Source organism: Methylobacter sp. Wu8 (genome assembly GCF_036440755.1).
GTDB lineage: Bacteria > Pseudomonadota > Gammaproteobacteria > Methylococcales > Methylomonadaceae > Methylobacter_A > Methylobacter_A tundripaludum_A.
Genome location: NZ_JAZGVT010000071.1, coordinates 20,964 through 45,103, shown reverse-complemented (window position 1 = coordinate 45,103; position 24,140 = coordinate 20,964). Strand labels below are relative to the sequence as shown.

Sequence of the window (24,140 nt, the reverse complement as noted above, 5' to 3'; positions counted from 1 at the left end):
CCCCGCCCTTTAGTTGACTGTCATTCATCATCTCTAACAATCGCTAAACAAATCCATTTGCCGGAAATGAGCCTGCCCGGATTTGCTTTCCAGTGAGGACAGCGTAATCCCCAGCAAGCGGACATTGCGCCTGCCTATATCGGTATTTTTCAATAAGTCTTCAAGAATGGCGGGTATCGCCGCTGCCGCAGTAATAGTCTGCGGCAGCGTCCGGCTGCGGGTGATCTGGACAAAATCATGATATTTGATTTTTACGGTCAGGGTATGGGCGACCAGCTGCTTCTCGGTAACTTTACTCAATGCCTTTTCCATCAAGTCTTGCAACTGCGCGATGACCTCCTGTCTAGCTTTAATATCCTGCTGAAAAGTAATTTCCACGCCCACCGATTTCCTGATCCGGTAGTTATTGACCGGGCGGTTGTCTATGCCTCTTGAGATGCTGTAATAATGCAAACCGGCCTTGCCGAAATAATGCTGCAACATTTCCAGCGGCAACTCCTTCAGGTCCTTGCCGGTCTTGATGCCCAGCGAGTGCATTTTTATCGAGGTCGCCTTGCCGATGCCGTGAAACTTTTCGACCGGTAGTTGTTCGACAAAGGTTTCGCCCTGTTCCGGCGTGATCAAATAAAGCCCGTCCGGTTTATTGATGTCCGAGGCGATCTTGGCGAGGAATTTGTTATAAGAAACGCCGGCCGAAGCGATCAGCTGGGTTTCCCGCTTAATCGCCGCCTTGATGGCTTTGGCGATTAAGGTCGCGGAGCCTTGATGCAGGCTGGCGTTACTGACATCCAGGTAGGCTTCGTCCAGGGACAGGGGTTCAAACAGATCGGTGTAGTCGGCAAAGATCTTGCGAATGGCCAGCGAAGCTTCCTGATAAGCGTCGAAGCGGGGCTTTACAAAAATGGCCTGCGGGCATAAACGATAGGCATGAGCCGAGGGCATCGCGGAATGGACGCCGTATTTCCGTGCTTCGTAGCTACAGGTAGCGACGACGCCGCGAGAGTGGGGGGCGCCGCCGACGATGATCGGCTTGTTGCGGTATTGCGGGAAATCGCGCTGCTCTACGGCCGCAAAAAATGCATCCATATCGATATGAATGATTTTGCGGGTAGAGTTCATCGAGTGTAGTTAGTCAACAAGCGCTAATCCAATGGATACGAATGACACTGATTAGGCGGATTTAAACGGATTTTCAAAAAAGCCAAGTTCACTATGCATTTTACGGGCTATCAGTGTTGATCAGTCAAATCCGTGTCATCCGTGTTCTCGGCAACTGCTCCTGCGTTGCTCTAGCTCCTGCATCCATGCAGTCGTATTTTTCTAGCCACTGGATTATTTTGCGGAGTCTTTCGATTCCGGCAAGTTCAGTTCCGCGGTCATGTTCCAGTCGGAGAAAGGAAAGGGCATGACTTCGGTATTGAACGTCAGGAACAGCAAAATATGGTACGTGTAAATCGACAGGCTGCGCCCGAAATTAAGGATGTTGATGTTGGCTTTTCCGGTAAGCAGCGTTGACGCCACCTGCAATAGGATAACGGCCCAAAGCAGCATCCTGACCAGTCCGCCGATAGCCGCAAAAACCAGCATGAAGAAGATTCTTTTCCAGGTGCCAAGTTGCGTCAGGTTGTAGTTGATCTGTTCGTCCATCGTCTTAACCTCGGTTCATAATGTCGCGCAAATCAAGCGCCGCCGCATTGCAGCGAGCGATATAATTTGCCATGGACAGGGAGTAGTTGGCGAAAAGACCGTAACCGCTACCGTTTAAAATCATCGGGCTTAAAATAGGGGTCAGGGCGTTTTCCAGCGCCTTAATCATGATGTCAACGGTACGCATGGCCCGTTTGTCCAGCAAAATATCCTCAAAATCATGTTTGACCGCCCTGAGGATATGCAATAACGCCCAGCTTGCACCGCGCGCTTCATAGAAAACGTCGTCAATCTCCAACCAGCCTACTTTAGCTACGGAGGTGCCTTTTTCATCGGCTGCTTCTTTCTCAAGTTCGGTGAGTCCGGGGCCGTAGTTGCCGCCGGCGCTGTTCGCGGTCAAGCGGGTGGAAAGTCCGCCCAGGCGCTTGATCACAACCTCGGTGTATTGCCACAAATTGTCGGCCCGGGAATAAAATTGCGCTCTTTTGATGGGGCCGCCGTATTTTTGCAGGCGCTCCATATATTTATGCAGAGCCTCGACGCCTTTTTCATATTCGGCTTCGGTTGACGGCAAAGCCCAAGAGTCGTTTTCGTAGTAAAAATAAGGTTCCGCAATCGCCAGATCAGGATCTTCGGCCGATTGGGACTGATCTCTGGCAAAGTGGTTTCTTAATGCCGAGGTGGCGTCGCGCAGCATGACCAATGCGCCGTATTCCCAGTTGGAAATGTTGTCCAGAAACACGCCGGGAGGGGCGACGTCGTTAGTAATATAACCGCCGCTTTTATGCAGCAGGACCTCGGCGATATGGGCCAGGGTGTTGGTATAGACATAACCGACAGGTATGCTTTCGGTGGAGTGGGTTTCTTCGGCGCGCTTTACGGCTTCATCCATCACATTAAACTGATCCGGTTCCCTGCCCCACCAGGCGCCCAGAAAGAACAGGATGATGAGTACGATGAGGATGAAAACGCCAAAGCCCCAGAGTATTCCTTTAGATTTTATGTCGTTCAGTGTATCGTTTGCCGCCATTTTCGATGTCCCGTAAAGAGGTTTCCGAGGGTCAAAAAATATTTCGCCCTTATTGCATTTTTATATGAAAAATTGGCTACATGGTAGCAGGTTTTTTGCTTATGTGCTTATGGCGCAAGCCGCTATAACGGTTTTTTTTTGGCTCTCGGGTGCGCTTTATCATAGATTTCAGCCAGATGTTGAAAGTCCAGGTGGGTGTATATCTGGGTCGTGCTGATATTGCTGTGTCCGAGCAGTTCCTGAACGGCTCTTAAGTCCTGGCTGGATTCAAGTAAATGGCTGGCGAAAGAATGTCTCAGCATGTGCGGATGTATATGTTCGGCAATGCCTTTTTTTATACACCACCGTTTCAGTCTTAATTCAATATTGCGTTGGCCGAGCCGGATTCCGTGCGCTGAAACAAATAACGCAGGCTCGGCGGCAGGAATTTTTACGGCGCGTTGCTGTAGCCAGTTTTCGATAGCGGTAACGGCTTTGCCGCCTACCGGCAATATTCTCGATTTACCGCCTTTGCCTAGGCGTACAGTCAGCGTACTGTCCGGCAAGTCCAGGTCGGTCAAGTCTAGTGCCGACAGCTCACTCAGCCGCAGGCCGGACGAATAGAATAATTCGAACATGGCCAAGTCGCGGATTTCGAGCAGCGAGCTGGTTCCGGCATCCAGCAAACCGGATAATTGATCGACATCCAGCGTTTTTGGCAGCTTTCTGGCTTGTTTGGGCGCTTGAATATGCTGGGCGGGATTGACGCTGGTCTGACCTTGTTTTAACAGGTAATTATAAAAACTGCGAATAGCGGACAGCTCGCGTTGCAGGCTTTTGCTGCTCAGGCCTTTGCGGTGTCTTCCTGCTATGTGGGCGCGAATGTCCGTGAGTTTCAGGTCGGCCCACTGGCTGATGGCTTTATCTTTGCAATAGCGGGACAGGTGTTGAATATCCCGCCGGTAACTTTTTACGGTGTGTTCCGAGGCGCGAACTTCGACGGTGAGTTGCTTGAAAAAGTCAGCCAGCATAAGCTCGGCATCGGGATGCATGTTAAGGATTCCGCTCCTGCAATAAAGTGATCAGCCGGGTGCCGATGATTTCGCTCATTTGATTCAAGAACAGGTTGCCCATGCTGTAATGGAAGCGGCCTTCTTCGCGGCTGCCGATGGCTAAAATGCCTTCCAATTCGGTAAACGCCATCGGAATGATCGCGCAGGATTTCACTTCGAACGCCGATTCGCCGAACAATACTCTGGCCTGAGCCATCGTCGGGCGGCCGCATTTGGGCTGGTTGCCGGCCAGTTCGTTGGCGAACGGTTCCAGGTCCTTGCTGTCCGGTTCAATAAAGAGATTGCTAAGAGCGGTGTCTGGATTGTGTTTGATGATGCGCACCGCAACAAAGTCGATTAAGAAATATTCCGACAGCACGGTATCGAGATTGGCGACGGCCTCTTCCAGCGTTGTCGCGTCCAACAGCGCCAGAGTAAGTTTGTGCATGCGGTTCAGAGAGGTATCGTTATCCCTGGCGATTTCTATCAGCGCGGTGAGCTGGTTTTCCATGTCATGATGCCGGCTTCTGAACAGCTCCAACTGCTTTGAGATCAGCGAGACGGCGCTGCCGGTAGGATGAGGAATACTCATGTGCTCCAGCAAATTCAAATGTTCGTGGAAAAACTCGGGATGTTTGCGCAGATAGTCTTCAACTTGGGCTGACGTGAGTTCAGCGGGTTGTTCGCTCATAAGGTTATTTGTCCTTCAAAAACAGAAATGGCAGGTCCCGTCATTAAAACCGGTTGATCGCGGCCCGGCCAGCTGATGGTCAGTGTGCCGCCGGGTAGCTCGACGCTGACGGTGTGATCCAGCAGATTGTGTTCAATGCCGATGACCACGGCGGCGCAAGCGCCGCTGCCGCAAGCGAGAGTTTCCGCGGCGCCGCGCTCAAATACGCGCAGCTTAATGTGCTGGCGATCGACGACCTGCATGAAGCCGACATTGACCCGTTCCGGGAAAAACGCATGGCTTTCCAGGGCTTTGCCCAATTCGGCTACCGGCGCGGTTTTAATGTCCGTGACTTGAATGACGGCGTGCGGATTGCCCATCGAAACGGCGCCGAAGGCTTTTTCAGTGCCGTTAACCAGTACGGTATAGAAGCGGGATTCTTCTTCCGCCAGCAGCGGAATTTGGGCGGGGGCGTGCCGGGGTACGCCCATATCGACAGTGACCAGGTTATCGTCGTCAAAACGCAGCAATAGTTGGCCTGAATTGGTATCGACGCGGATTTCATCTTTGGCCGACAGCTTTTTATCGCGGACAAAACGGGCAAAACAGCGTGCGCCGTTGCCGCATTGGGCGACTTCGCCACCGTCCGCGTTAAAAATACGGTATTTGAAATCGGCGTTGGCGCTGACCGGTTTTTCGACCAGTAACAGCTGATCAAAGCCTATGCCGAAGTGCCGGTCGGACAGCAGCTGGATTGTCTCAGGCGTTAAAGCTACCTGCTGATTGATCGCGTCAATGACCACGAAATCATTGCCGAGGCCGTGCATTTTAGTGAAGTTGATCATTTAGTCGGTGTTTATTTAGGTAAGTGAGTTTTAAAGCGCTACGGTAACAAATGTTCGCCGGCCCAAAGCTGCGCAATGGTTTCCCTTTCCCTGATCAAGTGCAGGCTGCTTCCATCAACCATCAGCTCAGCCAGACGCGGCCTGGAATTATAATTTGAACTCATGGTAAAGCCATAGGCGCCGGATGAGCGTATCGCCAGCAAATCGCCCGGAGCAATCTTAAGCGGGCGGTCTTTGCCCAAAAAGTCGCCGGTTTCGCAGACCGGGCCGACAATATCCCAGGTTGTTTCCTCGGCGTTACTTTGCAGGTTTACCGGGATGATGTTCTGCCAGGCGCTGTATAAAGAGGGGCGCACCAGGTCATTCATGGCCGCATCGACGATCGCGAAATTTTTATGGGCAGTCGGTTTAAGATATTCAACCTGAGTCACCAGGATACCGGCATTGCCGACGATAGCGCGACCAGGCTCCAGTAAGATTTCAAAGCCTGTCCATTCGACAGACTCAGGACAGGTTTTGCCAAGCCGCGCCAAAACCGCCTGAATATATTCGGCAGGTTCCGGCGGCTGTTCATCTTTATAGCAAATGCCCAAGCCCCCGCCCAGATCCAGGTGATGCAGGTTAATGCCTTCGGCTTTTAGTGTCGCGACCAGATCGAGAATTTTATCCAGCGCGTCCAGGAACGGCCGGGTTTCGGTCAGTTGCGAACCGATATGGCAGTCTATGCCGATCACGTTGATATACGGCATGGCCGCTGCGCGGCGATATTCAGTCAAAGCCTGTTGAATGTCTATGCCGAACTTGTTTTCCTTTAAACCGGTAGAAATATAAGGATGGGTTTTGGCGTCGACATCGGGGTTTACCCGAAAAGACACCGGCGCGATAACGCCCAGTTGTCCGGCCAGAAGGTTAATCCGGTCCAGTTCGCCGCTGACTTCGATATTAAAACAGCGGATGCCGATCTTTAACGCCGCCAGAATTTCATCCTCGCGTTTGCCGACGCCGGAAAACACGATTTTTTTAGGATCACCGCCGGCCTTAAGCACCCGTTCCAATTCGCCCAGAGAGACGATGTCGAAACCTGAGCCTAAACGGGCCAGCAGATTGAGTATCGCAATATTGGAATTAGCCTTGACGGCGTAACAGATTAAATGCGCGTGCTCGCCAAAAGCCTGATCGAAAGCCTTCCAGTGCCGCTCCAGCGTAGCTCTTGAATAGATGTAGCAAGGGCTGCCGTATTTATAGACGATGTCCTGAACGGCGATGTCTTCGGCGAAAAGCTCGCCGTTTCGGTAATTAAAATGATCCATGTTATTTCTTTTTTTCGGGCTTGGTTTCCGGTTCGGGCGCTGGTTCCGGTTCTACATGAATCGGCGCTGCTTGTCCCGGCAAATAAAGCGGGCCGGGCTGTCCGCAGCCTGCAACAAACGAGTTTAGCAGCACAAGCAGTAATAATTTATAAGGTTTCATAGCGCATTATCATAAATCATTTTTGGTAAGCATGAGGCGCACTGGAGCCCCATGGCAAGAATGGCCGATATAATAAGCCGAATTGCAAGAAAAGGCATCAGAAATGCTGACAGTTACGGGTTTCCCTAATCAGACGGGTGGTATAGCCTTAAACTGAATGGGGCAGCGATTCCCGCCGCTTAAAATTATCGGGACTATTTCCTATGCAAATTAGGCTTGCCAGTGCGGAATTGCCGTAACTTTTGCCAGCCAATATTTTAGCCTGTCGCGGGTTGGCGGGGTCGGGCGGTCAAAGACGAGACGGGCAGTAGCCCGGAGCACTTTAATGTGCGAGGATAATCGGAGTCCAACATTTTCCTTGGAGCGCTTATGAACCCTAAAGATTTTTTAACGTCCGCTTGCGGCGTACAGATGCCCCGGATTATTTACGGTACGGCCTGGAAGAAAGACGCAACGGCAGCGTTGGTGGAACAGGCTATCGGCTTGGGTTTTCGCGGTATCGATACCGCCTGCCAACCCAAGCATTACAACGAGGCGGGTGTCGGGGACGGCGTGGCCGCCTGCCTGCACCGAGGAATAGACCGCAGCGAGCTTTATCTGCAAAGCAAATTCACGCCGCTTAGCGGCCAGGATCCGATGAGCGTGCCTTATGATCCGAACGCCGGTCTCGGCGGGCAAGTGGCGCAATCATTCCAAGCTTCGCTGAAAAACCTGCAAACCACTTATCTGGATTGCCTGGTGCTGCACTCGCCGCTGGCAAATCCACCGCAGACAATGGAAGCATGGCGGGCGATGGAGCAGATCGTTCACAGCGGCGGTGTCAAACAGTTGGGAATCAGCAATTGCTACGATTTTGGGCAGTTTGAGCGGTTGTATCGGGATGCCGAGATCAAACCGGCCGTTATCCAGAACCGTTTTTATGCGGAGACCGGGTACGACCGGGCTATCCGCAATTTTTGCCGGGAACACGGGGTCATTTACCAAAGTTTCTGGACGCTGACCGCCAATCCCGGTGTCCTGTCTCATCCTACGCTGAAAGCTCTGGCGGTGAAATACCGGCGTAGCGCCGCCCAGATATTTTTCCGCTATTTGAGCCAGATCGGCATTATTCCGTTAACCGGGACCACATCGGAAATCCACATGCGCGAAGACTTGGCGCTATTTGACTTTGAACTGGCCGAAGGTGAATGCGACGCGGTGGAGACATTGCTTTGATTTACTCGATGTTCAGGGCGGAAAAACACGATGCCGGGCCGATTGCCGCTCTGGTTAACTCGGCTTATCGCGGCGAGTCCAGCAGACAAGGCTGGACCACGGAAGCCGATTTACTGGCCGGACTAAGAACCGATACTGAAGAGATCCTGCGCTTGATCTCGAGTGAAGACTCGATGTTTCTGCTGTGCAAGGCTGAAGCGGAACTGATCGGCTCGGTGCATTTGCAGAAACAGGCGGAGCAGGTTTGCCTCGGCATGCTGGCAGTAAGCCCCGCATTGCAGGAACGGGACATCGGCAAGCAGTTGTTGGCAGCCGCGGAGCTGGCCGCGCAGGAAACCTGGGCCGTCAATAAAGCGGTTATGACCGTGATCGCATGCAGGAACGAACTGATCGCATTTTACCAGCGGCGCGGTTACCGGCGCACCGGGGTAAGCAAAGCATTTCCGGTGAATCCCGGGCTATGGACGCCTAAAGTTACAGATTTACGCTTGGAGATATTGGAAAAGATTCTGTAGCGGTAGGGCCACCGCGCACCCTTTACGAATGCCGGCTATTTGGTTCATTGGGCGGCCTTGTCTCAGCGGTTTTCCCATAGTTTGATCATCGCTGCATTCGAAATCGCAACCTTGCCGATAAAAGGGCGATCGACGGCGATGATCGAAAACATCATTGATCCGATCATCACTCCGAACAGGCTGGCCATAATGCGGGCTGCAACCAGATCATGTTGGTGGGCGAATGCCGAAAAGGTCAGCACCACCAGCGCGGTCATTACCACGGTCACCCATATTTCGCCGGGAATAATATCGGTCGCGGCCATCAGCCGGTTTTGCCGTGCTATTTCGACATCTTTCAAGGTGGCTGTCAGAGACCTGCGTATTTCCTCCGGCAGGCCGGGCAAGCCGGTCAACACAGTCTGGTGCAAGTTATCGAGGATCTGCTGGGCGCCGGTATTTTCGATCCCATCCGACATAGATTGCCATTCTTGCTGCGTTACTGTCTTGGCGTAGCTGGCAATCGCCAGGCCGAATTCGGGATAACGTTGTGCGTCAACCATTTTGGCCGCAAAGCTGAGCGAGCGTGCTTCCTGATGCACGGCTTGCTCGGCGAATTCCTTTTCATGCCAGATGGTGTTGGCGACCAGGGCGGAAAAAATCACATAGCCGGCCATCATGGCGCCGCCCAACGGCGGCAGCATGTTGCGAAAGGACGGTTTTAGTTTCGCCAAATGAGTTCGGTGGACTATTTCAACAATCAACCAAGCCAAGGCAACCGTCGTTCCGATTATCAACAACGCCATCACCACAATCGGCAACTCAAGCAAGAACAGTATCATTTATTACATCTCCGAATTAATAGGTCCCCAACCAGGCAAACGAGCATCCCGGCGCAGAAAAGGATGTGGATAAGTTTGTTCCACCGGATTAGGAGCAATGCGCTTCGTTTATTGCATCCACGAGCTACGCTCGCTTAGGAGAGCGTCTCCCGTTTGAAAGGCTTTACGATGGTGAAGTATAGCCATTAGGCACAGATATAACAAAACGTAAGGGTCGGGGTTACAAAACCCGGCCCTCTGATTCATGCCGTTCCCAGCGGGTTTATGTTGCGCATTTTCATATCGAAGCAACGATACATCGTCTATAGTTATCTTATTTTTAGAACCGTCGTTGAAAATTAGGTAAGCGCGTGAAGATCCAAGCCCGACTATTGTTGTTAATGTTATCCAAGACCACGTTCACGATGGTCATTGCCTTGCTCGTCACCTCGTATTTGACGCGGGATGTCGTGGAAACAGCGGCAAAGGAAAAATTGGCGGCGATATCGGAAGCCCGATACAGCGCGTTGAGCCGTTGGGCAGAGACGCTACAGGCACAAATGGCCGTTTTGGCGGCCGAATCGACTACGGCCGGCTTGTTAGGCCAATTGAGCGCGGAATTTCACAACGTGGGCGACAATGCTCAAGTGCTGTTACAACAAAATTACCTGGCGGCAGGACGCGGTCAGGACGGGCAAAAACCGGCTTCACTTGCAGCTTACGATAAGCTGCAACGCACCGTTGTGGAATTCTTTAACCGTCGCTATGACGCCTACGGTTGGAACGATATGTTTTTGATCGATGCCCAGGGTAATGTGGTGTTCAGTCTAAAAAAAGAAGCCGATTTCGCCACCAATTTACACACCGGCCCTTGGCGGGATTCGGGATTGGCGCGGGCGGTCACGCCGTTGCTGCATGATGCTATTCCAGGGCAACTCGGTTTTGCCGATTATTCGCAATATGCGGCCAACAACATGCGGCCGGCCAGTTTTGTTGCTATGCCGATATTCGATAAGGAAAAACAACAGTTTTTAGGCGTGGTGGCTATTCAATTGCCCATCGCCGGGATGAGCGAGTTGATGATAGACAAAACAGGCCTGGGTGAAACCGGCGAGGTCATTGTGGTCGGCAAGGACAGCTGGATGCTGACCGATTCCCGTTTCAGCAAGGAAAGCACCATATTAAAAAGACAGATTAAAGCCAAGCCCGCAGATACGGTATTGGCAGGAACAACCGCGACCCTGATCGTGCCGGATTATCGCGGTATTGAAGTGATAGCGAGGGTTAAACCGTTTATCCCCTTTGCCAACGCGCTGGGCGATAAGGCGCTATGGGGGATTATCACTAAAATCGAACACGCTGAGGTATTGCGCGAATACTATCATATCCAGCGCACGTTATTGTTTATCACGGGGGTTTTGATTCTACTTGCGGTGAGTTTGGGGGTATGGGGCGGGCGCACTATAACGCGGCCTTTGATCCGCATTACTGATGCACTGACGCGTTTGGCGAAGGGCGAACAAGTCAAGGTACCCGAATTAAATCGCAGCGACGAAATCGGCGAGATTGCCAAAGCGGCAGAGACCTTTTATACCATTGTTCAACAAGTGGAACAGGAGCACTGGCTCAGTGAAAATGTCACCTTATTGACCAGTGCGGTGTCGGCGGAAAAATCAGTCAACAAGGCGGCGGAACGGGTTTTGCATTTAATCTGCGATTTGTTGGACGTCCCCGTTGGCGCGGTTTATTTATTGGACAATGGGTGTTATCAACGCATCAGCACTCATGGCCTGGCGCGCAGTAATCAAGCCGAGACTTCATTTGAGCCGGGCGTAGGTTTATTGGGGCAGTGCGCGAAAAGCAATCAGGCCTTGGTGCTGTCGCCGGTGCCCGCCGGTTTAACGATTATCAGCACCGGCTTGGCGGAATTTGCCCCGCATGAACTGATCATTTATCCGATTGTTCATAAAAATGAAGTGTTGGCGGTGCTGGAACTGGCCGCGACGGGCTCATTGCAGGCTAAACAACACGCATTTTTGAAAGCCGCCTCCGCGGCCTTGGGCTTGCAATTCGCCAATTTGCAAGCGGCCGAACATAATTCCCTGCTGTTGGCGGAGACCAGTAAACAGGCCGCCGAGCTGCGCGCCAGTTCGGGTTATGCGCGCAGTTTAATTGAAGCCAGTCTCGATCCTCTGGTCACTATCGGTATCGACGGCAAAATCATGGATGTGAATGCGGCGACCGAAAGAGTGACCGGCGTAGCGCGCGGCCAACTGATCGGTAGCGATTTTTGCGATTATTTCACCGAGCCGGATGAAGCGCGCGCCGGTTATCAACAAGTGTTTTCCAAAGGCTTCGTTACCGATTATCCGCTGGCCATTCGGCACACTACCGGCAAAATCACCGATGTGCTGTATAACGCCAGCGTTTACCGCGACAGCCAAGGCGAGGTGGCGGGTATTTTTGCCGCCGCCCGCGACGTCACCGAATTACGGGCCAGCTCCAGTTATGCGCGTAGTTTGATTGAAGCCAGTCTTGATCCTTTGGTCACTATCGGTGTGGACGGCAAAATCATGGATGTGAACGCGGCGACCGAGAAAGTCACCGGCGTAAGGCGCGACCAACTGATCGGTAGCGATTTTTGCGATTATTTCACCGAGCCCGATGAAGCGCGTGCCGGTTATAAGCAGGTGTTCTCCAAAGGTTTTGTCACCGATTATTCACTGGCCATTCGTCATGTTTCGGGCAAAATTACCGATGTGCTGTATAACGCCAGCGTCTACCGCGACAGCCAAGGCGAGGTGGCGGGGATTTTTGCCGCCGCCCGCGACATCACCGATAAAAAGAAAGCGGATCAAATCATGCTCGAACAGCAACAGTCTTTGTTACAAAGCAACGCTGAAATGCAATCGATCACCGAAGAGTTGCGCAGTCAATCGGAGGAAATGAGATCGCAGAATGAAGAACTGAAATCCAGCCAAGAGGAGTTACGCGCTCAACAAGAAGAAACCTTGGAGAAAAATCAATTGCTGGAAACGCAAAGCAAGCAACTGAAAGAGGTCCTCGCCGAAGTCAATGCAAAAGCCGAGCAGCTGCAACAAGCTAATCAATATAAATCGGAATTTTTAGCCAATATGTCGCACGAATTGCGGACACCGTTAAACAGTATTTTGATTTTGTCCAAGAGTTTGGCGGAAAATGACGAACACAACCTTTCCGCCGATCAGGTCGAATCGGCCGGGGTTATCAGCGAAAGCGGCACACAACTATTAACCTTGATTAACGATATTCTCGACCTGTCAAAAATCGAAGCGGGAAAACTGGAGCTGGTAAAAGAATCCTTTTCCTTGAATGACATGGCGGCTTATATACGGCGCGTTTTTTTACCGCAAGCGGAAATAAAACAGTTGTCGTTCGCGATAGAGCTCGCCGCTGACCTGCCCGAAACCATTTATACCGACAGGCAACGGCTGACGCAGGTGCTGTCGAACCTGCTGACCAATGCCATTAAGTTCACCGACGCAGGCTCGGTAAAGGTTCTGGTCAGCAAAATCGATGACGATTTGCAGATCGAAGTGGTTGATACCGGCATAGGCATTCCCCCCGATAAACTGGAACATATTTTTGGCGCATTTCAACAATTAGACGGCTCAACCAGCCGCAAGTATGGCGGTTCCGGCTTGGGGCTGGCGATCAGCCGTAATTTGACCAATTTGCTGGGCGGGGAACTTACCGTTACCAGTGCGATAGGGCAGGGCAGCCGGTTTTTTATACGCCTGAGCAAACTGTTGCAGCCTGAATCTCAGGCCGAATCATATAAGCCCGCGCCGGTATCTTCAGCAATTGCCGCAGTCACTCCGGCTGCGGGCGGCAATATTCTGTTGGTGGAGGATGATACCCGCTTGTTGGCTATTCTGGGGCGCATGATTGCCACATTAGGTTTTACCCCGGTAGCCGTCGAATCGGCCGAGCAAGCGTTATCGGCACTTGCTGAAACACCGCTTAGCGGGATTTTTCTCGATCTGGGCTTACCCGGCATGAGCGGCATGGAATTGTTGCGGCTGTTAAAAGCCGGCGAGGCTACCGCCAGGATTCCCGTGTTTATTATGTCGGGTGCGGTCGATACCGGAGAAGCTAAAAGCTTGGGCGCTCTGGGCTTTTTGGAAAAACCCGTCACCCGCGATACCATCATCAATGCACTGAAAACGATGACGCAAGCGACGCAAGATGCCGCTGTGCAGCAGATTTTACTGATTGAAGACAATCCGATCGATAGAACATTTGTCGAAAAGCTGCTGAAAGATACCGGGAGAGACATCGTTGCCGCTGAAACCGGCAGTGTGGCGTTGCAACTCTTGCAATCACAACGTTTCGATGTGGTCATTCTCGATCTGCAACTACCCGACATGACCGGTTTTGAGTGGCTAAAACAAGCACAACATCATTTGAATCCGCCGCCTATCATTATCTACTCGGCACGCGAATTAACCGAAAACGAAGTGTTCGAATTGAAAGGCGTGACCGAGAGCATCGTGACTAAGGATGCGTTAAGCGACCGTTTGCGTGAGGAAGTGCTATATGCCTTACGCTATGCTGAGGGACCCGCTACGGCAGGTTCGGAACAGGCCATAGGCAAAAAATTACTGCTGGTCGATGATGACGCGCGCAATCTTTATGCTCTCACCAAGGTGTTAAAAAGCAAAGGCTTTACGGTTGAGGTCGCGCCTGACAGCATAAAGGCGTTGGAACTGTTGGCGCAAACAACTTTTGACGTCTTGTTGACCGACATCATGATGCCGCAAGTCGATGGTTATGAGCTGATACGCCGTGTTCGCGCTTTAGATTACGACAAATTGCCGATCATCGCGATCACCGCCAAAGCGATGCAAGGCGACGACGCGCTGTGCCTGCAGGCGGGCGCGAATGCATATCTAGCCAAACCCGTCGATGTTAATGCCTTAATCGAACTGATCAGCACGCTGTGATGACTGTTTTAATCAAATGGAAAAACCACCACATCGAGGATGTGGAAGTAAGCCTGTTGTTGAGTGCGCTTAAAGAACGCTACGGTTATGACTTCTCCGGCTACGCCAGAGCGTCACTGAAACGTCGTTTGTTAGCATTGACGCATGAGTTTGATGTCGGGCAGTTATCTCAACTGATACCGATACTGCTGCATGACGAGAAGGTGGCGCAAACCGTCATCAACAGTATTTCCGTGCCGACCTCGGAATTTTTTCGCGATCCTGGCGTCTGGTATTATTTGCGCACCACTATTTTGCCGCAACTCGCCAGTTTTCCGCGCATCAACATCTGGCAAGCGGGTTGCGGCTACGGACAGGAAGCCTACAGCCTGGCCATTCTGCTGCATGAATCAGGCTTGTTAAAAAGAAGCCGTATTTTCAGCTCCGATATTAATCCGCTATTTCTCGATAACGCGCAGAAGGGGTGTTGGCCGGCACGGTACAAACAACCATGGAGCGACAATTATGCGCGCGCCGGCGGCAGCGGAGTATTTGCCGATTTTTTTATCGAAAACAATAATGACATTATTATTCGCGATGAATTTAAACAGCCGATAGAGTTTATCCAACATAATTTAGTTATTGACGATGTTTTTAAAGAAATGCAGTTAGTGGCCTGTCGTAATGTTTTGCTGTATTTTGGCAATAGCTTACAAGAACAGGTTGTCAACTTGCTGACGCGCAGCCTGGAGCGCGGCGGTTATTTACTGTTGGGACGCGGCGAAAATATTGTAGATTTGGCGGAAAAACACCCGCAGCTGGAACTGCTGGATTGTTCATTACAGCTATACCGTAAACTTATTGGTACTCTTGATGTATAAAATGTTGGTCATAGGTTTATCGGCAGGCGGTATGCCGCTTGTAAAGCAGGTATTGGCTGCCTTACCTAAAGACTATTCCTTGGCGGTTGCGATCGTGGCGCATCTGCCTCAAGGTTACGAAAGTAATTTTGCGCAACTGCTGGATGCGGTAACCGACTTGCCGGTGACGACGGCAAGAGACAAACAGCCTATTGTCGCCGGGCATGTTTATGTCGCCCCGCCCGATTATCATCTGCTGGTTGAGAAAGACAGCCAGTTTACTTTCTCCTTGTCAGAAGACGAACCCGTAAAATCCGTGCGTCCCAGTATTGACGTGCTATTCAAAAGCGCTGCGGAAGTGTTTGAAAGCGGTTTAATCGCCGTCATACTCAGTGGTGCGAACTCTGACGGCGCAGATGGCATGGCGGCCGTCAAACAACTGGGCGGTTTGTGTATGGTGTTGAATCCACTCGACGCGGAATTTTCCACCATGCCTAATGCCGTCATTCGGCAAGTCGATGTGGATTATATTGCCGGCATAGAGGACATTATCAGTCTGTTGGTTTCAGTGGACGAAAAATTATGACAGGAAAAGCCAAAATTCTGATTGTCGACGATAACCCAAACAATCGTCTTGCCATACGCACCATTTTGAAAGGCATAGATGCCGAGCTGCACGAAGCGGATAACGGTTTTGATGCGTTGACGATGGCCATTGAAACCGAGTACGCCCTGGTTTTACTCGATGTGCAAATGCCCGAAATGGACGGCTATGAAGTCTGTGAACAACTACGAGCCGATGCCCGCACCGCCGACACGCCGGTGATTTTTTTGACAGCCGCCTATAAAGAAAACAGCGATAAGAGGCGCGGCTATAGTGCGGGGGCGACGGACTATCTTACCAAACCCCTGGACGATCATATTTTGAAAGCCAAAGTCCATGTGTTTCTACGGCTTTATTGGCAATATCAACAACTACAGGAAAATAATGCCGCACTCGCGCTGGCCGCCTCAGTCTTTGAATCGCAACAAGGCATTGTGATTTCCAATGCCGACAACATCATTGTCCGGGTCAATAAAGCCTTTTCTGAAATGACCAGCTACAGTGCCGAAGAAGCCATCGGTAAAAATCCCAGCATTCTCAAGTCGGGCCGTCACGACACCGATTTTTATCGGGCCATGTGGCAGAGCATTCACAATTTGGGCGCATGGCAAGGTGAAATCTGGAACAGGCGTAAAAACGGCGAGATCTATCCCGAATGGTTGAGTATCACGCCGGTTAAAAACAATGGGGTCATCACCCATTACATAGGCACAATGACCGACATCACTGAATACAAATCGGCTGAAGCGCAAATTCACCAACTGGCGTTTTATGATTCACTGACTGGATTGCCCAATCGCCGCTTGTTGTTAGAGCGTTTGCAGCACGGCATTGAAATGTGCGTGCGCGATAACAAGCTTATGACGGTCATGATGCTGGATTTAGATAACTTCAAGCCGGTTAATGACAGTTTAGGGCATTTGGCAGGGGACGAACTGTTACAGCAAGTTGCCCGCCGCCTATTGGATTGTTTGCGTACTGCCGACATGATTGCCCGTTTGGGCGGCGATGAATTTACCGTGCTATTGGAAAACATCACCCATGCCGATGACGCGGCCCATGTCGCAGAAAACATCATCACTGCGTTAAGCAAACCTTTTTATTTGGTTCTTGAACATAAGGAAGTGGGCATTGGCGTCAGCATCGGTATCAGCGTGTATGGACAGCATGGCACGACGCCGCAGTTACTGATGGATCATGCCGATGCGGCCTTGTATAAAGCGAAAGACAGTGGGCGCAATTGCTTTGCTTATTTTTCCGAAGACTTAACGATTGCGGCGCGTAGTCGCATCGAACTGGAATCGCGCTTGCGAGGTGTTATTGAACGTGAAGAATTATTGGTGTATTACCAACCACAAGTGGATATCGCCACCGATAAAATTATCGGAGCCGAAGCATTAATACGCTGGCAGCAACCCGTAGAAGGATTTACTTCGCCGGGGCAATTTATTGGTTTCGCTGAAGAGACAGGGCTTATTGACATTATCGGGGCGTGGATACTGCGTGAAGCATGTCGCCAAGGCAGGCAATGGCTGGATGCCGGTCTGCCCCCATTAGTTTTGGCGGTCAATGTCTCTCCGCACCAATTCCGGCATAGCAATATCATCAGTCTGGTTGCCGATGTGCTGAACGACACCCGGTTTCCCGCGCACTGTTTGGAATTGGAGCTTACCGAAAGCGGCCTGATGGACAATCAAGACAAAACGCGATTTATTTTGGATAATCTGCGTCAACTAGGCGTTCATATTGCAATTGACGATTTCGGCACAGGCTATTCGTCGCTGGCCTATCTCAAACATTTTCCGATCACCACGCTAAAAATCGATAAAAGTTTTATCGATGACATCCCTTACCAGCAAGACGACATGGCAATTGCCTCAACCATTATCGCGATGGGGCACATCCTGGGCTTTAAGATATTGGCCGAAGGCGTGGAAACACCTGAGCAACTGGCATTTTTGCTGGAAAAAGGCTGTGATAACTATCAGGGATATATCAAAAGCAAACCGGTGCCTGCGCATGAGTTTGTCCGGTTATTGCGTGATCAACAGCGGGACGGGTAACGGAAGATGGAGACTCTCTGTGCCAGATTTAACCCGTGCGGATCTTCAGTGTTTAAGCGTTGAAGTTCAGGATGCCTAAAGTTGCAGATTTGCGATTGGAGATATTGGAAAAAGTGATGTAGAGCCTGACGGCTTGCTTAGCTTGGAAAAATGTTGATTACTTCCAATACAGGTCATCAGACCAATTTATTCGGCACCGATCTGCTGCAACAACTCGATCCCAATGATCCGTTGTTCCGCCTTGCCAGCGTGCTGTCTTGGCGCGAACTGGATCAAGCCTTTGGATGAGGCTATTTTTTGCGCTGATTTTGATCGTTAAAACGGTTAAACCATCCCTGCTTCGGCTGGGTTCCGCTTAACAACTTGTTACCGGCTGAGTCGGAGTGTAGGCATGGTTGGGGGCTTTTTTCAGGGCTGACTACTTATCCAGAGTTCAGGTCAAGAAATTATGGCGCCCATTCAACGTTTGAAAAAATGGCCATCGCAATGGCCTCATTTGCGCGCTCTGTAGTATGAGCAAAATCCAAAAAGACTTCACCTTGCCTGTTTTCAAGAACATTACTCAAGTCGATAGATACAACTCCTTGAGCGTTCAATGCATTACTCTGGCGGACAAATTTGTCAATGCTATAGTTAAATACCCGCTCGATCCCCGGAGGGGTCAACAAGAAGTTATCAATAAGAAATTGCTCGTGTTTAGTACGCGATTTAAGCGAAAAGATGGATGGTTGAAGAAAATGATAAAAATCAGCTCCCGACATTTTGCTGTATTGATGCGCTAACCGAATGTTATTGGCAAAATTCTCGCTTGCCTTAATCGCCCTTGCGTTTATCTCTTCGGCATTACGCGCATTTGGCGGAGGCGACTTCTGCTTAATATATTTGAGCAATGTGGCGAAATTTATTAGCTTTACTTTCTCTAAAACAGGCACTATTTGTGATCCAAGAATATCCGGTTTTTGTGAATTCTGTAGAGTGTTTATGTTGACGCCATGTTCGTAACCGTTGTATATGTTATGTAAAATATCGGGGCCGCCATCGACAAATATTACGATATCTCCTTCTTTTAGTTTTGTCTCGCGTAAGAAATAAAGTTGCTGCTCGGAGTTCATTGATACGGCACCGTAATTAACGACCTTATATTTAGTCGTAATTTCGTTGACTTTGCGCTGCACTATGCTTGGTATAGTGTATTCGTCCGGGACTTCCTGCGAGTATATTGTGGATGAGCCATAAATGTGCACAGTATTTGTCGCGTTTTCCGGAACAAACGCAGTGCGACGGTGTCCGTCAATCACATTGATATACTTGCCTTCAAAATTTATTAATCTACGGACCTTGTCATCGAGCCTTGATCTTTCTCCGTTAGCGGATTCATGAATAAAATCCTCGTTAAAGTAAGGCGAATCAGAATATGCCGGCGGTTTGTTTGCCCGGAAAACCCACCGGGACTGATATACCGGCAGTTTTTTTATGATGAGCAGACTACATACTTCTATTAAATAAGTTGTAGCTACAAGAGTCACAAGGACAATTATTAAATTGGTTATTCTGTTGAATTTCACTGTCACTTTCTCTTGTAAGGTATGATATTGTTCTTTAAAGCGTTTGACTCCGGTCATGCCGTCCTGCACATAAGCCACGTCCTCAAATTTATCGGTTGGGTCGGTTTTCCGGCCGGTTTAACCCGCGTTTAATATCCGTTTTTGAAGCCGCATTTGAAAAATAGGCGGATTTATGGGCAAGCCTCATTTCCAGCAATGTGCGGCGCAATTCGTCAGAAATCAAAATAGATAAAAGCCGCTGTATTTCCCTGGCTTATTGTGATCGCCACAAGCCAACAGAAAGCCAGCGCAGTCCATATAAATTCAGGCCGCACGTAATAAACCGCAATTTTGGTCCGCCTGATGTCGTCAAACCGGTGTAACGCGAAGAACACTAAGATCAACAGCAACGGAAAAATATTATTGTTGACGAATGAAGTAATTCCGCCCCAACTGCCGATAAAGGGGGCCGCCCAAATGTCTAACGCTTTTGCAATAGTCGGGCTACGAAAAAAGACCGCGGCAAAAGCGAAAAAATGAAATGTCAGCAACACTCCAATCCAATCGGGCATTTTACCGGATGGCAATCTGCGCAAGGTGGGTCTCAACAAATAATTAACTGATATGCCGATGCCGTGCAACAAGCCCCAAATCAAAAAAGTCCAATTTGCACCATGCCATAAACCACTTAACAACATGGTAACCAGCACATTGCGGACGGCCTTGAGCCGTCCGTGCCGGTAGCCGCCGAGAGGCTGGAAAAGATAGTCGCGAAACCAGAATGAAAGCGTAATATGCCATCGACTCCATAAGTCGTTGAGCGAACGCGCGGCGTATGGGCGACGGAAATTATTAGGCAGATGAATTCCTAGCGCGAGCGCAAGTCCAATCGCCATGTCAGTATATCCGCTGAAGTCGCAATATATTTGGACCGAGAAACCGTAAATCGCCAGCAGCCCATCCAACGCTCCCGGCATTCCATTCTGTTTATAAACATCATCGACCGCGAAGCCGACCTGATCCGCAAAAACCAGCTTTTTTACCAAACCGAGCGAAAAAATAGCGAGCGGCACGGCAAACCGGCGTAGTGTCGCAATGCGCTGCCGTTCGAGTTGCGGCAGCAGTTCATCGGGGCGCAGAATCGGCCCGGCAATCAGGTGCGGAAAGAACAAGACGTAGGCGAGTACCGTCGACGCGGATGACGTTGCCGGAAACCTGCCTTTGTAAATATCGATTACATAGGCCGTGAGGGTAAAAGTGACGAAAGACACGCCAAGCGGCAATGGCAGATTGAGCAAACTGTCGTGTATGCCAACGAACGGGCCGATCAGCTCCCTAAAGAAAAAATCCGTGTATTTGTAGAAAACGAGTGGTGAAAATAGACCGATGATAGTCGCAACCGCCCGGTGTTTGCGTGCGACAGGACTGGCAGCGCCATTCATCCAAATTACGCCAAGATAGGCTATCGCCGTCAACAAGTAAGGCAGCCATATGTATTCGATTCGCCACCATGCGTAAAAGATCGTGCTACCAAGAATAACCAGGTAAATTCTAAATTGCTTGGGAACGACGAAGTGGAGCAGGAAGTAAACGGAAAAAAATACAAAAAATATCGGCGAACTAAATAGCATTCCCTTTCCTGTTTATTTGTTGATCGAGGCGTCGCCTGATTGGGAAAGCGTTGGCAGGATTGCCTCAGCCATCAGCCGGTGGCCTAGTGCATTGGGGTGCGGATCGGTCGGCATCGCCCAAATATCTTTCGACGGAATACCTTTCATTGTGGACAGTTGGTCGCAATAAATGTAGCCATACTCGGCGGATACTTGTCTCATAATGTCATGGGCAAAATCGAACTTGTAATCAACTAAATTGTATGTGATTGGCGTCATGGCCAGATATATGCGAATACCGTGTGCCTTGGCATAGTCCGAAAGTTGCTTGAGCTTTTCCTTCATTTTGATCATGCCGGGTGAATTCGGCTGATATACATCACGGTAGTACTGCACCATCGATTGCTCTCCCGTCTTCTCGAATACCCGGTGATAAGCGCCCCACAAAGTCACCGCCAGTTCACTGTGCTGCAACAGAAAATTACCTCCGCCAGCAGGGAGGTCTTCAGCGTCGCGCAGGCAGTAATGCACGACTATATCGGTTGGATGCAGGTCGGTAAGTTCATCAAAGAAACGGGAAATGTAGCGTTCCGTGTTGTAGTTGCCGACTCCGGCGTTTAGCACTTGCACGGGTTGCTTGTCGATAGCGCTCAACATCGTCTCAAGTTTTGCCTCGACGGTGTCCTGTTCAGGAACCCCCCAGCCAAATGTGATGGAGGCGCCTAGAAATAGGATTCTTCGTCCGCCGGGCGGCAATGCGGAAAGCGGGCCGCCGCGCAACCCATGCTCGTTAAGCCGGATCTCGACATTCTGCAGTATTGCCGATTTCGACTTAACATGGTCAAAGTCAAGCATTGGCTCGGGACGGCGGATTTTTAGCTCCTTGCCGTAGCGCCACATCTCGATATCGTAGTTGGTCATTGAGCTGTTCTTTATACGCAGGAGTCCTTCTGCGAGGCCTAGTGAGATTGCCAGAGAAAGACAGACTAAAATAATCGAGTGAAATTTTTTACTAGCTTGCCGCATAAAAACCTTCGGGAGAGTTTGAGTTATAAATCCGGATATCCTACTTCAGAAACCTTCATTGTGCTTGGCGTCCGACATATAGGCGCTTATAGGGGGCGCACATTTCCTCTGTGCGGCCGGAGCTTGTAATCTGATTGTCTTCATTATCGGGAGGATTTATTAATGCCAAGTCATGTTGCTATTACAACAATTTGCCGGTTCTCTTTTAATTAACCGCTATGGATACGGTGCAATTAGTCCGGCTCAAGGGTAGTGCTGTAATTTATTTTCAGACGGGTATCCTGTTTTTCCTTGTAAAGGATATAGTTCTCAATAACCAGCAATTCGATCTCCGATCCCATAAAACAACGAAAAGCATCCTCGGGGCTGCAAACAATAGGTTCGCCGCGAATGTTGAAGCTGGTGTTAACGAGAACAGGGCAGCCGGTGCGGGCTTTGAATGCGGATAGGAGTTCATGAAACCTCGGGTTGGTTTCACGATCCACGGATTGTACCCTTGCGGAATAGTCGACATGAGTCACTGCGGGTATTTCGGAGCGCGGCACATTAAGTTTATCGATCCCAAACAGCGCCAGCTCCTCTTTCGTCATTTTCCTTCGCTTATTTTGGGCTACATTTGCAACGAAAAGCATATATGGGCTGTCGCAATCAAGTTCAAACCAGTCAGCCATATCCTCTCGTAATACTGCCGGTGCAAAAGGACGAAAACTCTCGCGATACTTGACTTTAAGATTTAAGGTTTTCTGCATGGCGGGATTACGGGGATCTCCGAGTATAGAGCGCGCTCCGAGAGCGCGAGGGCCAAATTCCATGCGCCCCTGAAACCAGCCCACCGCTTTTCCCGCCGCCAAAGCGTCTACGGTGGCGGTAATCAAATCGGAGTCATTTAACTTTTCGAAGCATGCGCCAGCACTGGAGAGTTGTTGTTCAATCTCGCTATTGTTGTAACTCGGCCCAAGGTAAGCGCCGGACATTGCATCTTTTCCATTTGTCCGGCGCGGTTTGTCGAGATGTGTGTAATAAGCCGCCAAAGCCGCGCCAACAGCACCGCCGGCGTCTCCTGCGGCCGGTTGAATCCAAATTTTCTCAAATTTGCCGTCGCGCAAGATTCTCCCGTTAGCCACGCAATTAAGTGCAACGCCGCCGGCAAGGCAAAGATTTTTGCTGCCGGTTTCGCTGGAAAGAGCACGCGTCAACCGAAGCACTATTTCTTCCGTAACCCATTGAATAGACGCGGCAATATCCATGTGCTTTTGCGTCAAAGGTTGCCCGGGCTTTCGAGGCAGATCGCCAAAAAGCTTGTAGAATTTCTTGTTGGTCATCTTGAGGCCGGTGCAATAATTAAAATATTGCATATCAAGCCGAAAAGTCCCATCAGCCTTTAGATCAATGAGCTTGTCCAGGATAACGTCGGTATATTTTGCTTCTCCGTAAGGAGCCAATCCCATCACCTTGTATTCGCCCGAATTGACTTTAAAACCAAGATAATAGGTAAATGCCGAATATAAAAGGCCTATCGAATGTGGAAAATGTATTTCTTTCGCCGTTTCCAGACGGTTCTCGCATCCGATCGCTACTGAAGTCGTTGTCCATTCGCCGACGCCATCCATTGTTAGTACAACGGCTTCCTCGAATGGTGAAGCAAAAAAAGCGGAGGCGGCGTGACTTTGGTGATGTTCAGCGAATAGCAAGCGGCTTTCGATATTTGGCCCCGCGCCCAGCTTTGTCAATTCATCGCGCAGTAATATTTTTTGAAACAACTTTTCCTTCAGCCAAACCGGCATTGCCGTTAAAAACGATTGAAAACCACGCGGTGCAAAAGCAATATATGTTTCAAGAAGCCGTTCGAATTTCAAGAAAGGCTTGTCGTAAAATACAACATAGTCAATTTGATCCAGTTTCTTGCCGCCTGCATTCAGGCAATACTCAATCGCGCTCTGGGGAAAACGGGCATCATGCTTTTCGCGCGTAAAGCGCTCTTCTTGGGCTGCGGCGATTATCTGCCCATCTGCAATCAAACACGCCGCGCTATCGTGATAAAACGCCGAAATCCCTAATATATGCACGGGCCCTTCTGCGGATTTCAAAATATGGCGTAGATAAAGGGCGCGATTGCGGAACCCTGACTAAAAACAACCAGTCCGCCGACCAATGCCAGCACGAATACGATCGGCAAAAGCCAATATTTCTTTCGCATAGACAGGAAAACCCAAAGCTCTCGTAAGATGTTCAACATAATTAATTTC

General features: G+C 50.2%; 21 protein-coding genes. 7 read left to right on the top strand and 14 right to left on the bottom strand.

Annotated elements, in window-relative coordinates:
- Window positions 1-33: 33 nt before the first annotated feature.
- The 8 genes from dinB to V3O24_RS14355 form a co-directional block, all read right to left on the bottom strand.
- Entirely contained in the window at window positions 34-1,119 is a 1,086-nt protein-coding gene (gene dinB, locus V3O24_RS14390) for a DNA polymerase IV (protein ID WP_331307752.1), read from the bottom strand.
- Between the two features lie 213 nt (window positions 1,120-1,332).
- Window positions 1,333-1,647, bottom strand: coding sequence for a DUF4389 domain-containing protein (locus tag V3O24_RS14385; protein ID WP_104422182.1), 315 nt, complete (start codon window positions 1,645-1,647; stop codon window positions 1,333-1,335).
- 4 nt (window positions 1,648-1,651) lie between these two features.
- Window positions 1,652-2,677, bottom strand: a complete 1,026-nt coding sequence (locus V3O24_RS14380; RefSeq protein WP_104422181.1) for a DUF2333 family protein — start codon at window positions 2,675-2,677, stop codon at window positions 1,652-1,654.
- 122 nt (window positions 2,678-2,799) lie between these two features.
- Window positions 2,800-3,708, bottom strand: a complete 909-nt coding sequence (gene xerC / locus V3O24_RS14375; RefSeq protein WP_331307751.1) for a tyrosine recombinase XerC — start codon at window positions 3,706-3,708, stop codon at window positions 2,800-2,802.
- Window position 3,709: 1 nt separating this feature from the next.
- Window positions 3,710-4,399, bottom strand: a complete 690-nt coding sequence (locus V3O24_RS14370; RefSeq protein WP_104422179.1) for a DUF484 family protein — start codon at window positions 4,397-4,399, stop codon at window positions 3,710-3,712.
- A complete protein-coding gene (gene dapF / locus V3O24_RS14365) occupies window positions 4,396-5,223 on the bottom strand; it encodes a diaminopimelate epimerase (protein ID WP_331307750.1) in 828 nt (275 codons plus the stop codon). The genes V3O24_RS14370 and dapF overlap by 4 nt, the downstream gene beginning before the upstream one ends.
- Window positions 5,224-5,261: 38 nt before the next feature.
- Window positions 5,262-6,533 carry a diaminopimelate decarboxylase gene (lysA, locus tag V3O24_RS14360; RefSeq protein ID WP_331307749.1) on the bottom strand — a complete coding sequence of 424 codons (1,272 nt, stop codon included), beginning with the start codon at window positions 6,531-6,533 and terminating at the stop codon, window positions 5,262-5,264.
- A gap of 1 nt (window position 6,534) precedes the next feature.
- The gene (locus V3O24_RS14355) at window positions 6,535-6,693 is read right to left on the bottom strand and encodes a lipoprotein (protein ID WP_181049811.1); all 159 of its coding nucleotides are present in this window, start codon (window positions 6,691-6,693) and stop codon (window positions 6,535-6,537) included.
- A gap of 369 nt (window positions 6,694-7,062) precedes the next feature.
- Between V3O24_RS14355 and V3O24_RS14350 the strand changes: the two genes are divergently transcribed.
- Window positions 7,063-7,908 (top strand): aldo/keto reductase, encoded by an 846-nt coding sequence (locus V3O24_RS14350; protein WP_104422176.1) that lies wholly within the window; start codon window positions 7,063-7,065, stop codon window positions 7,906-7,908.
- Complete coding sequence (locus V3O24_RS14345; protein WP_331307748.1) at window positions 7,905-8,423, top strand: GNAT family N-acetyltransferase; 519 nt, start codon at window positions 7,905-7,907, stop codon at window positions 8,421-8,423. The genes V3O24_RS14350 and V3O24_RS14345 overlap by 4 nt, the downstream gene beginning before the upstream one ends.
- A 62-nt stretch (window positions 8,424-8,485) precedes the next feature.
- Here the strand turns inward: V3O24_RS14345 and V3O24_RS14340 are convergent, their stop codons facing one another.
- Entirely contained in the window at window positions 8,486-9,244 is a 759-nt protein-coding gene (locus tag V3O24_RS14340; protein ID WP_331307747.1) for a hypothetical protein, read from the bottom strand.
- A gap of 350 nt (window positions 9,245-9,594) precedes the next feature.
- On the opposite strand from V3O24_RS14340, the gene V3O24_RS14335 reads away from it, so the two are divergent.
- The 5 genes from V3O24_RS14335 (at window position 9,595) to V3O24_RS14315 (ending at window position 18,002) form a co-directional block, all read left to right on the top strand.
- Window positions 9,595-14,208, top strand: coding sequence for a response regulator (locus tag V3O24_RS14335; RefSeq protein ID WP_331307746.1), 4,614 nt, complete (start codon window positions 9,595-9,597; stop codon window positions 14,206-14,208).
- Entirely contained in the window at window positions 14,208-15,068 is an 861-nt protein-coding gene (locus tag V3O24_RS14330; RefSeq protein ID WP_331307745.1) for a CheR family methyltransferase, read from the top strand. Before V3O24_RS14335 ends, V3O24_RS14330 begins: the two co-directional genes overlap by 1 nt.
- Entirely contained in the window at window positions 15,061-15,633 is a 573-nt protein-coding gene (locus tag V3O24_RS14325) for a chemotaxis protein CheB (RefSeq protein ID WP_331307744.1), read from the top strand. The genes V3O24_RS14330 and V3O24_RS14325 overlap by 8 nt, the downstream gene beginning before the upstream one ends.
- Complete coding sequence (locus tag V3O24_RS14320; RefSeq protein WP_331307743.1) at window positions 15,630-17,714, top strand: EAL domain-containing protein; 2,085 nt, start codon at window positions 15,630-15,632, stop codon at window positions 17,712-17,714. The genes V3O24_RS14325 and V3O24_RS14320 overlap by 4 nt, the downstream gene beginning before the upstream one ends.
- 150 nt (window positions 17,715-17,864) lie before the next feature.
- Window positions 17,865-18,002 (top strand): hypothetical protein, encoded by a 138-nt coding sequence (locus tag V3O24_RS14315; protein WP_181049810.1) that lies wholly within the window; start codon window positions 17,865-17,867, stop codon window positions 18,000-18,002.
- 158 nt (window positions 18,003-18,160) lie between these two features.
- On the opposite strand, the gene V3O24_RS14310 is transcribed toward V3O24_RS14315, so the two are convergent.
- The 5 genes from V3O24_RS14310 to V3O24_RS14290 all read right to left on the bottom strand — a co-directional run bounded on the left by V3O24_RS14310 (window position 18,161) and on the right by V3O24_RS14290 (window position 24,130).
- Window positions 18,161-19,336, bottom strand: a complete 1,176-nt coding sequence (locus V3O24_RS14310) for a hypothetical protein (protein ID WP_104422170.1) — start codon at window positions 19,334-19,336, stop codon at window positions 18,161-18,163.
- 155 nt (window positions 19,337-19,491) lie between these two features.
- Window positions 19,492-20,889: an MBOAT family O-acyltransferase gene (locus V3O24_RS14305; protein WP_331307742.1), complete on the bottom strand. Its 1,398-nt coding sequence runs from the start codon at window positions 20,887-20,889 to the stop codon at window positions 19,492-19,494.
- 12 nt (window positions 20,890-20,901) lie between these two features.
- On the bottom strand, window positions 20,902-21,789 hold the full coding sequence (locus V3O24_RS14300; RefSeq protein WP_331307741.1) for a GDSL-type esterase/lipase family protein: 888 nt from the start codon (window positions 21,787-21,789) through the stop codon (window positions 20,902-20,904).
- Between the two features lie 338 nt (window positions 21,790-22,127).
- Window positions 22,128-23,981: a carbamoyltransferase gene (locus V3O24_RS14295; protein ID WP_331307740.1), complete on the bottom strand. Its 1,854-nt coding sequence runs from the start codon at window positions 23,979-23,981 to the stop codon at window positions 22,128-22,130.
- Window positions 23,978-24,130 (bottom strand): DUF5989 family protein, encoded by a 153-nt coding sequence (locus V3O24_RS14290; protein ID WP_181049808.1) that lies wholly within the window; start codon window positions 24,128-24,130, stop codon window positions 23,978-23,980. The genes V3O24_RS14295 and V3O24_RS14290 overlap by 4 nt, the downstream gene beginning before the upstream one ends.
- Between the last annotated feature and the right edge of the window lie 10 nt (window positions 24,131-24,140).

Coding starts and splice junctions, on each gene's coding strand:
- dinB (WP_331307752.1), bottom strand. CDS start 1,119: ATGAACTCTACCCGCAAAATCATTCATATCGATATGGATGCATTTTTT.
- V3O24_RS14385 (WP_104422182.1), bottom strand. CDS start 1,647: ATGGACGAACAGATCAACTACAACCTGACGCAACTTGGCACCTGGAAA.
- V3O24_RS14380 (WP_104422181.1), bottom strand. CDS start 2,677: ATGGCGGCAAACGATACACTGAACGACATAAAATCTAAAGGAATACTC.
- xerC (WP_331307751.1), bottom strand. CDS start 3,708: ATGCATCCCGATGCCGAGCTTATGCTGGCTGACTTTTTCAAGCAACTC.
- V3O24_RS14370 (WP_104422179.1), bottom strand. CDS start 4,399: ATGAGCGAACAACCCGCTGAACTCACGTCAGCCCAAGTTGAAGACTAT.
- dapF (WP_331307750.1), bottom strand. CDS start 5,223: ATGATCAACTTCACTAAAATGCACGGCCTCGGCAATGATTTCGTGGTC.
- lysA (WP_331307749.1), bottom strand. CDS start 6,533: ATGGATCATTTTAATTACCGAAACGGCGAGCTTTTCGCCGAAGACATC.
- V3O24_RS14355 (WP_181049811.1), bottom strand. CDS start 6,693: ATGAAACCTTATAAATTATTACTGCTTGTGCTGCTAAACTCGTTTGTT.
- V3O24_RS14350 (WP_104422176.1), top strand. CDS start 7,063: ATGAACCCTAAAGATTTTTTAACGTCCGCTTGCGGCGTACAGATGCCC.
- V3O24_RS14340 (WP_331307747.1), bottom strand. CDS start 9,244: ATGATACTGTTCTTGCTTGAGTTGCCGATTGTGGTGATGGCGTTGTTG.
- V3O24_RS14330 (WP_331307745.1), top strand. CDS start 14,208: ATGACTGTTTTAATCAAATGGAAAAACCACCACATCGAGGATGTGGAA.
- V3O24_RS14325 (WP_331307744.1), top strand. CDS start 15,061: ATGTATAAAATGTTGGTCATAGGTTTATCGGCAGGCGGTATGCCGCTT.
- V3O24_RS14320 (WP_331307743.1), top strand. CDS start 15,630: ATGACAGGAAAAGCCAAAATTCTGATTGTCGACGATAACCCAAACAAT.
- V3O24_RS14315 (WP_181049810.1), top strand. CDS start 17,865: ATGTTGATTACTTCCAATACAGGTCATCAGACCAATTTATTCGGCACC.
- V3O24_RS14310 (WP_104422170.1), bottom strand. CDS start 19,336: ATGACCGGAGTCAAACGCTTTAAAGAACAATATCATACCTTACAAGAG.
- V3O24_RS14305 (WP_331307742.1), bottom strand. CDS start 20,889: ATGCTATTTAGTTCGCCGATATTTTTTGTATTTTTTTCCGTTTACTTC.
- V3O24_RS14300 (WP_331307741.1), bottom strand. CDS start 21,789: ATGACCAACTACGATATCGAGATGTGGCGCTACGGCAAGGAGCTAAAA.
- V3O24_RS14290 (WP_181049808.1), bottom strand. CDS start 24,130: ATGTTGAACATCTTACGAGAGCTTTGGGTTTTCCTGTCTATGCGAAAG.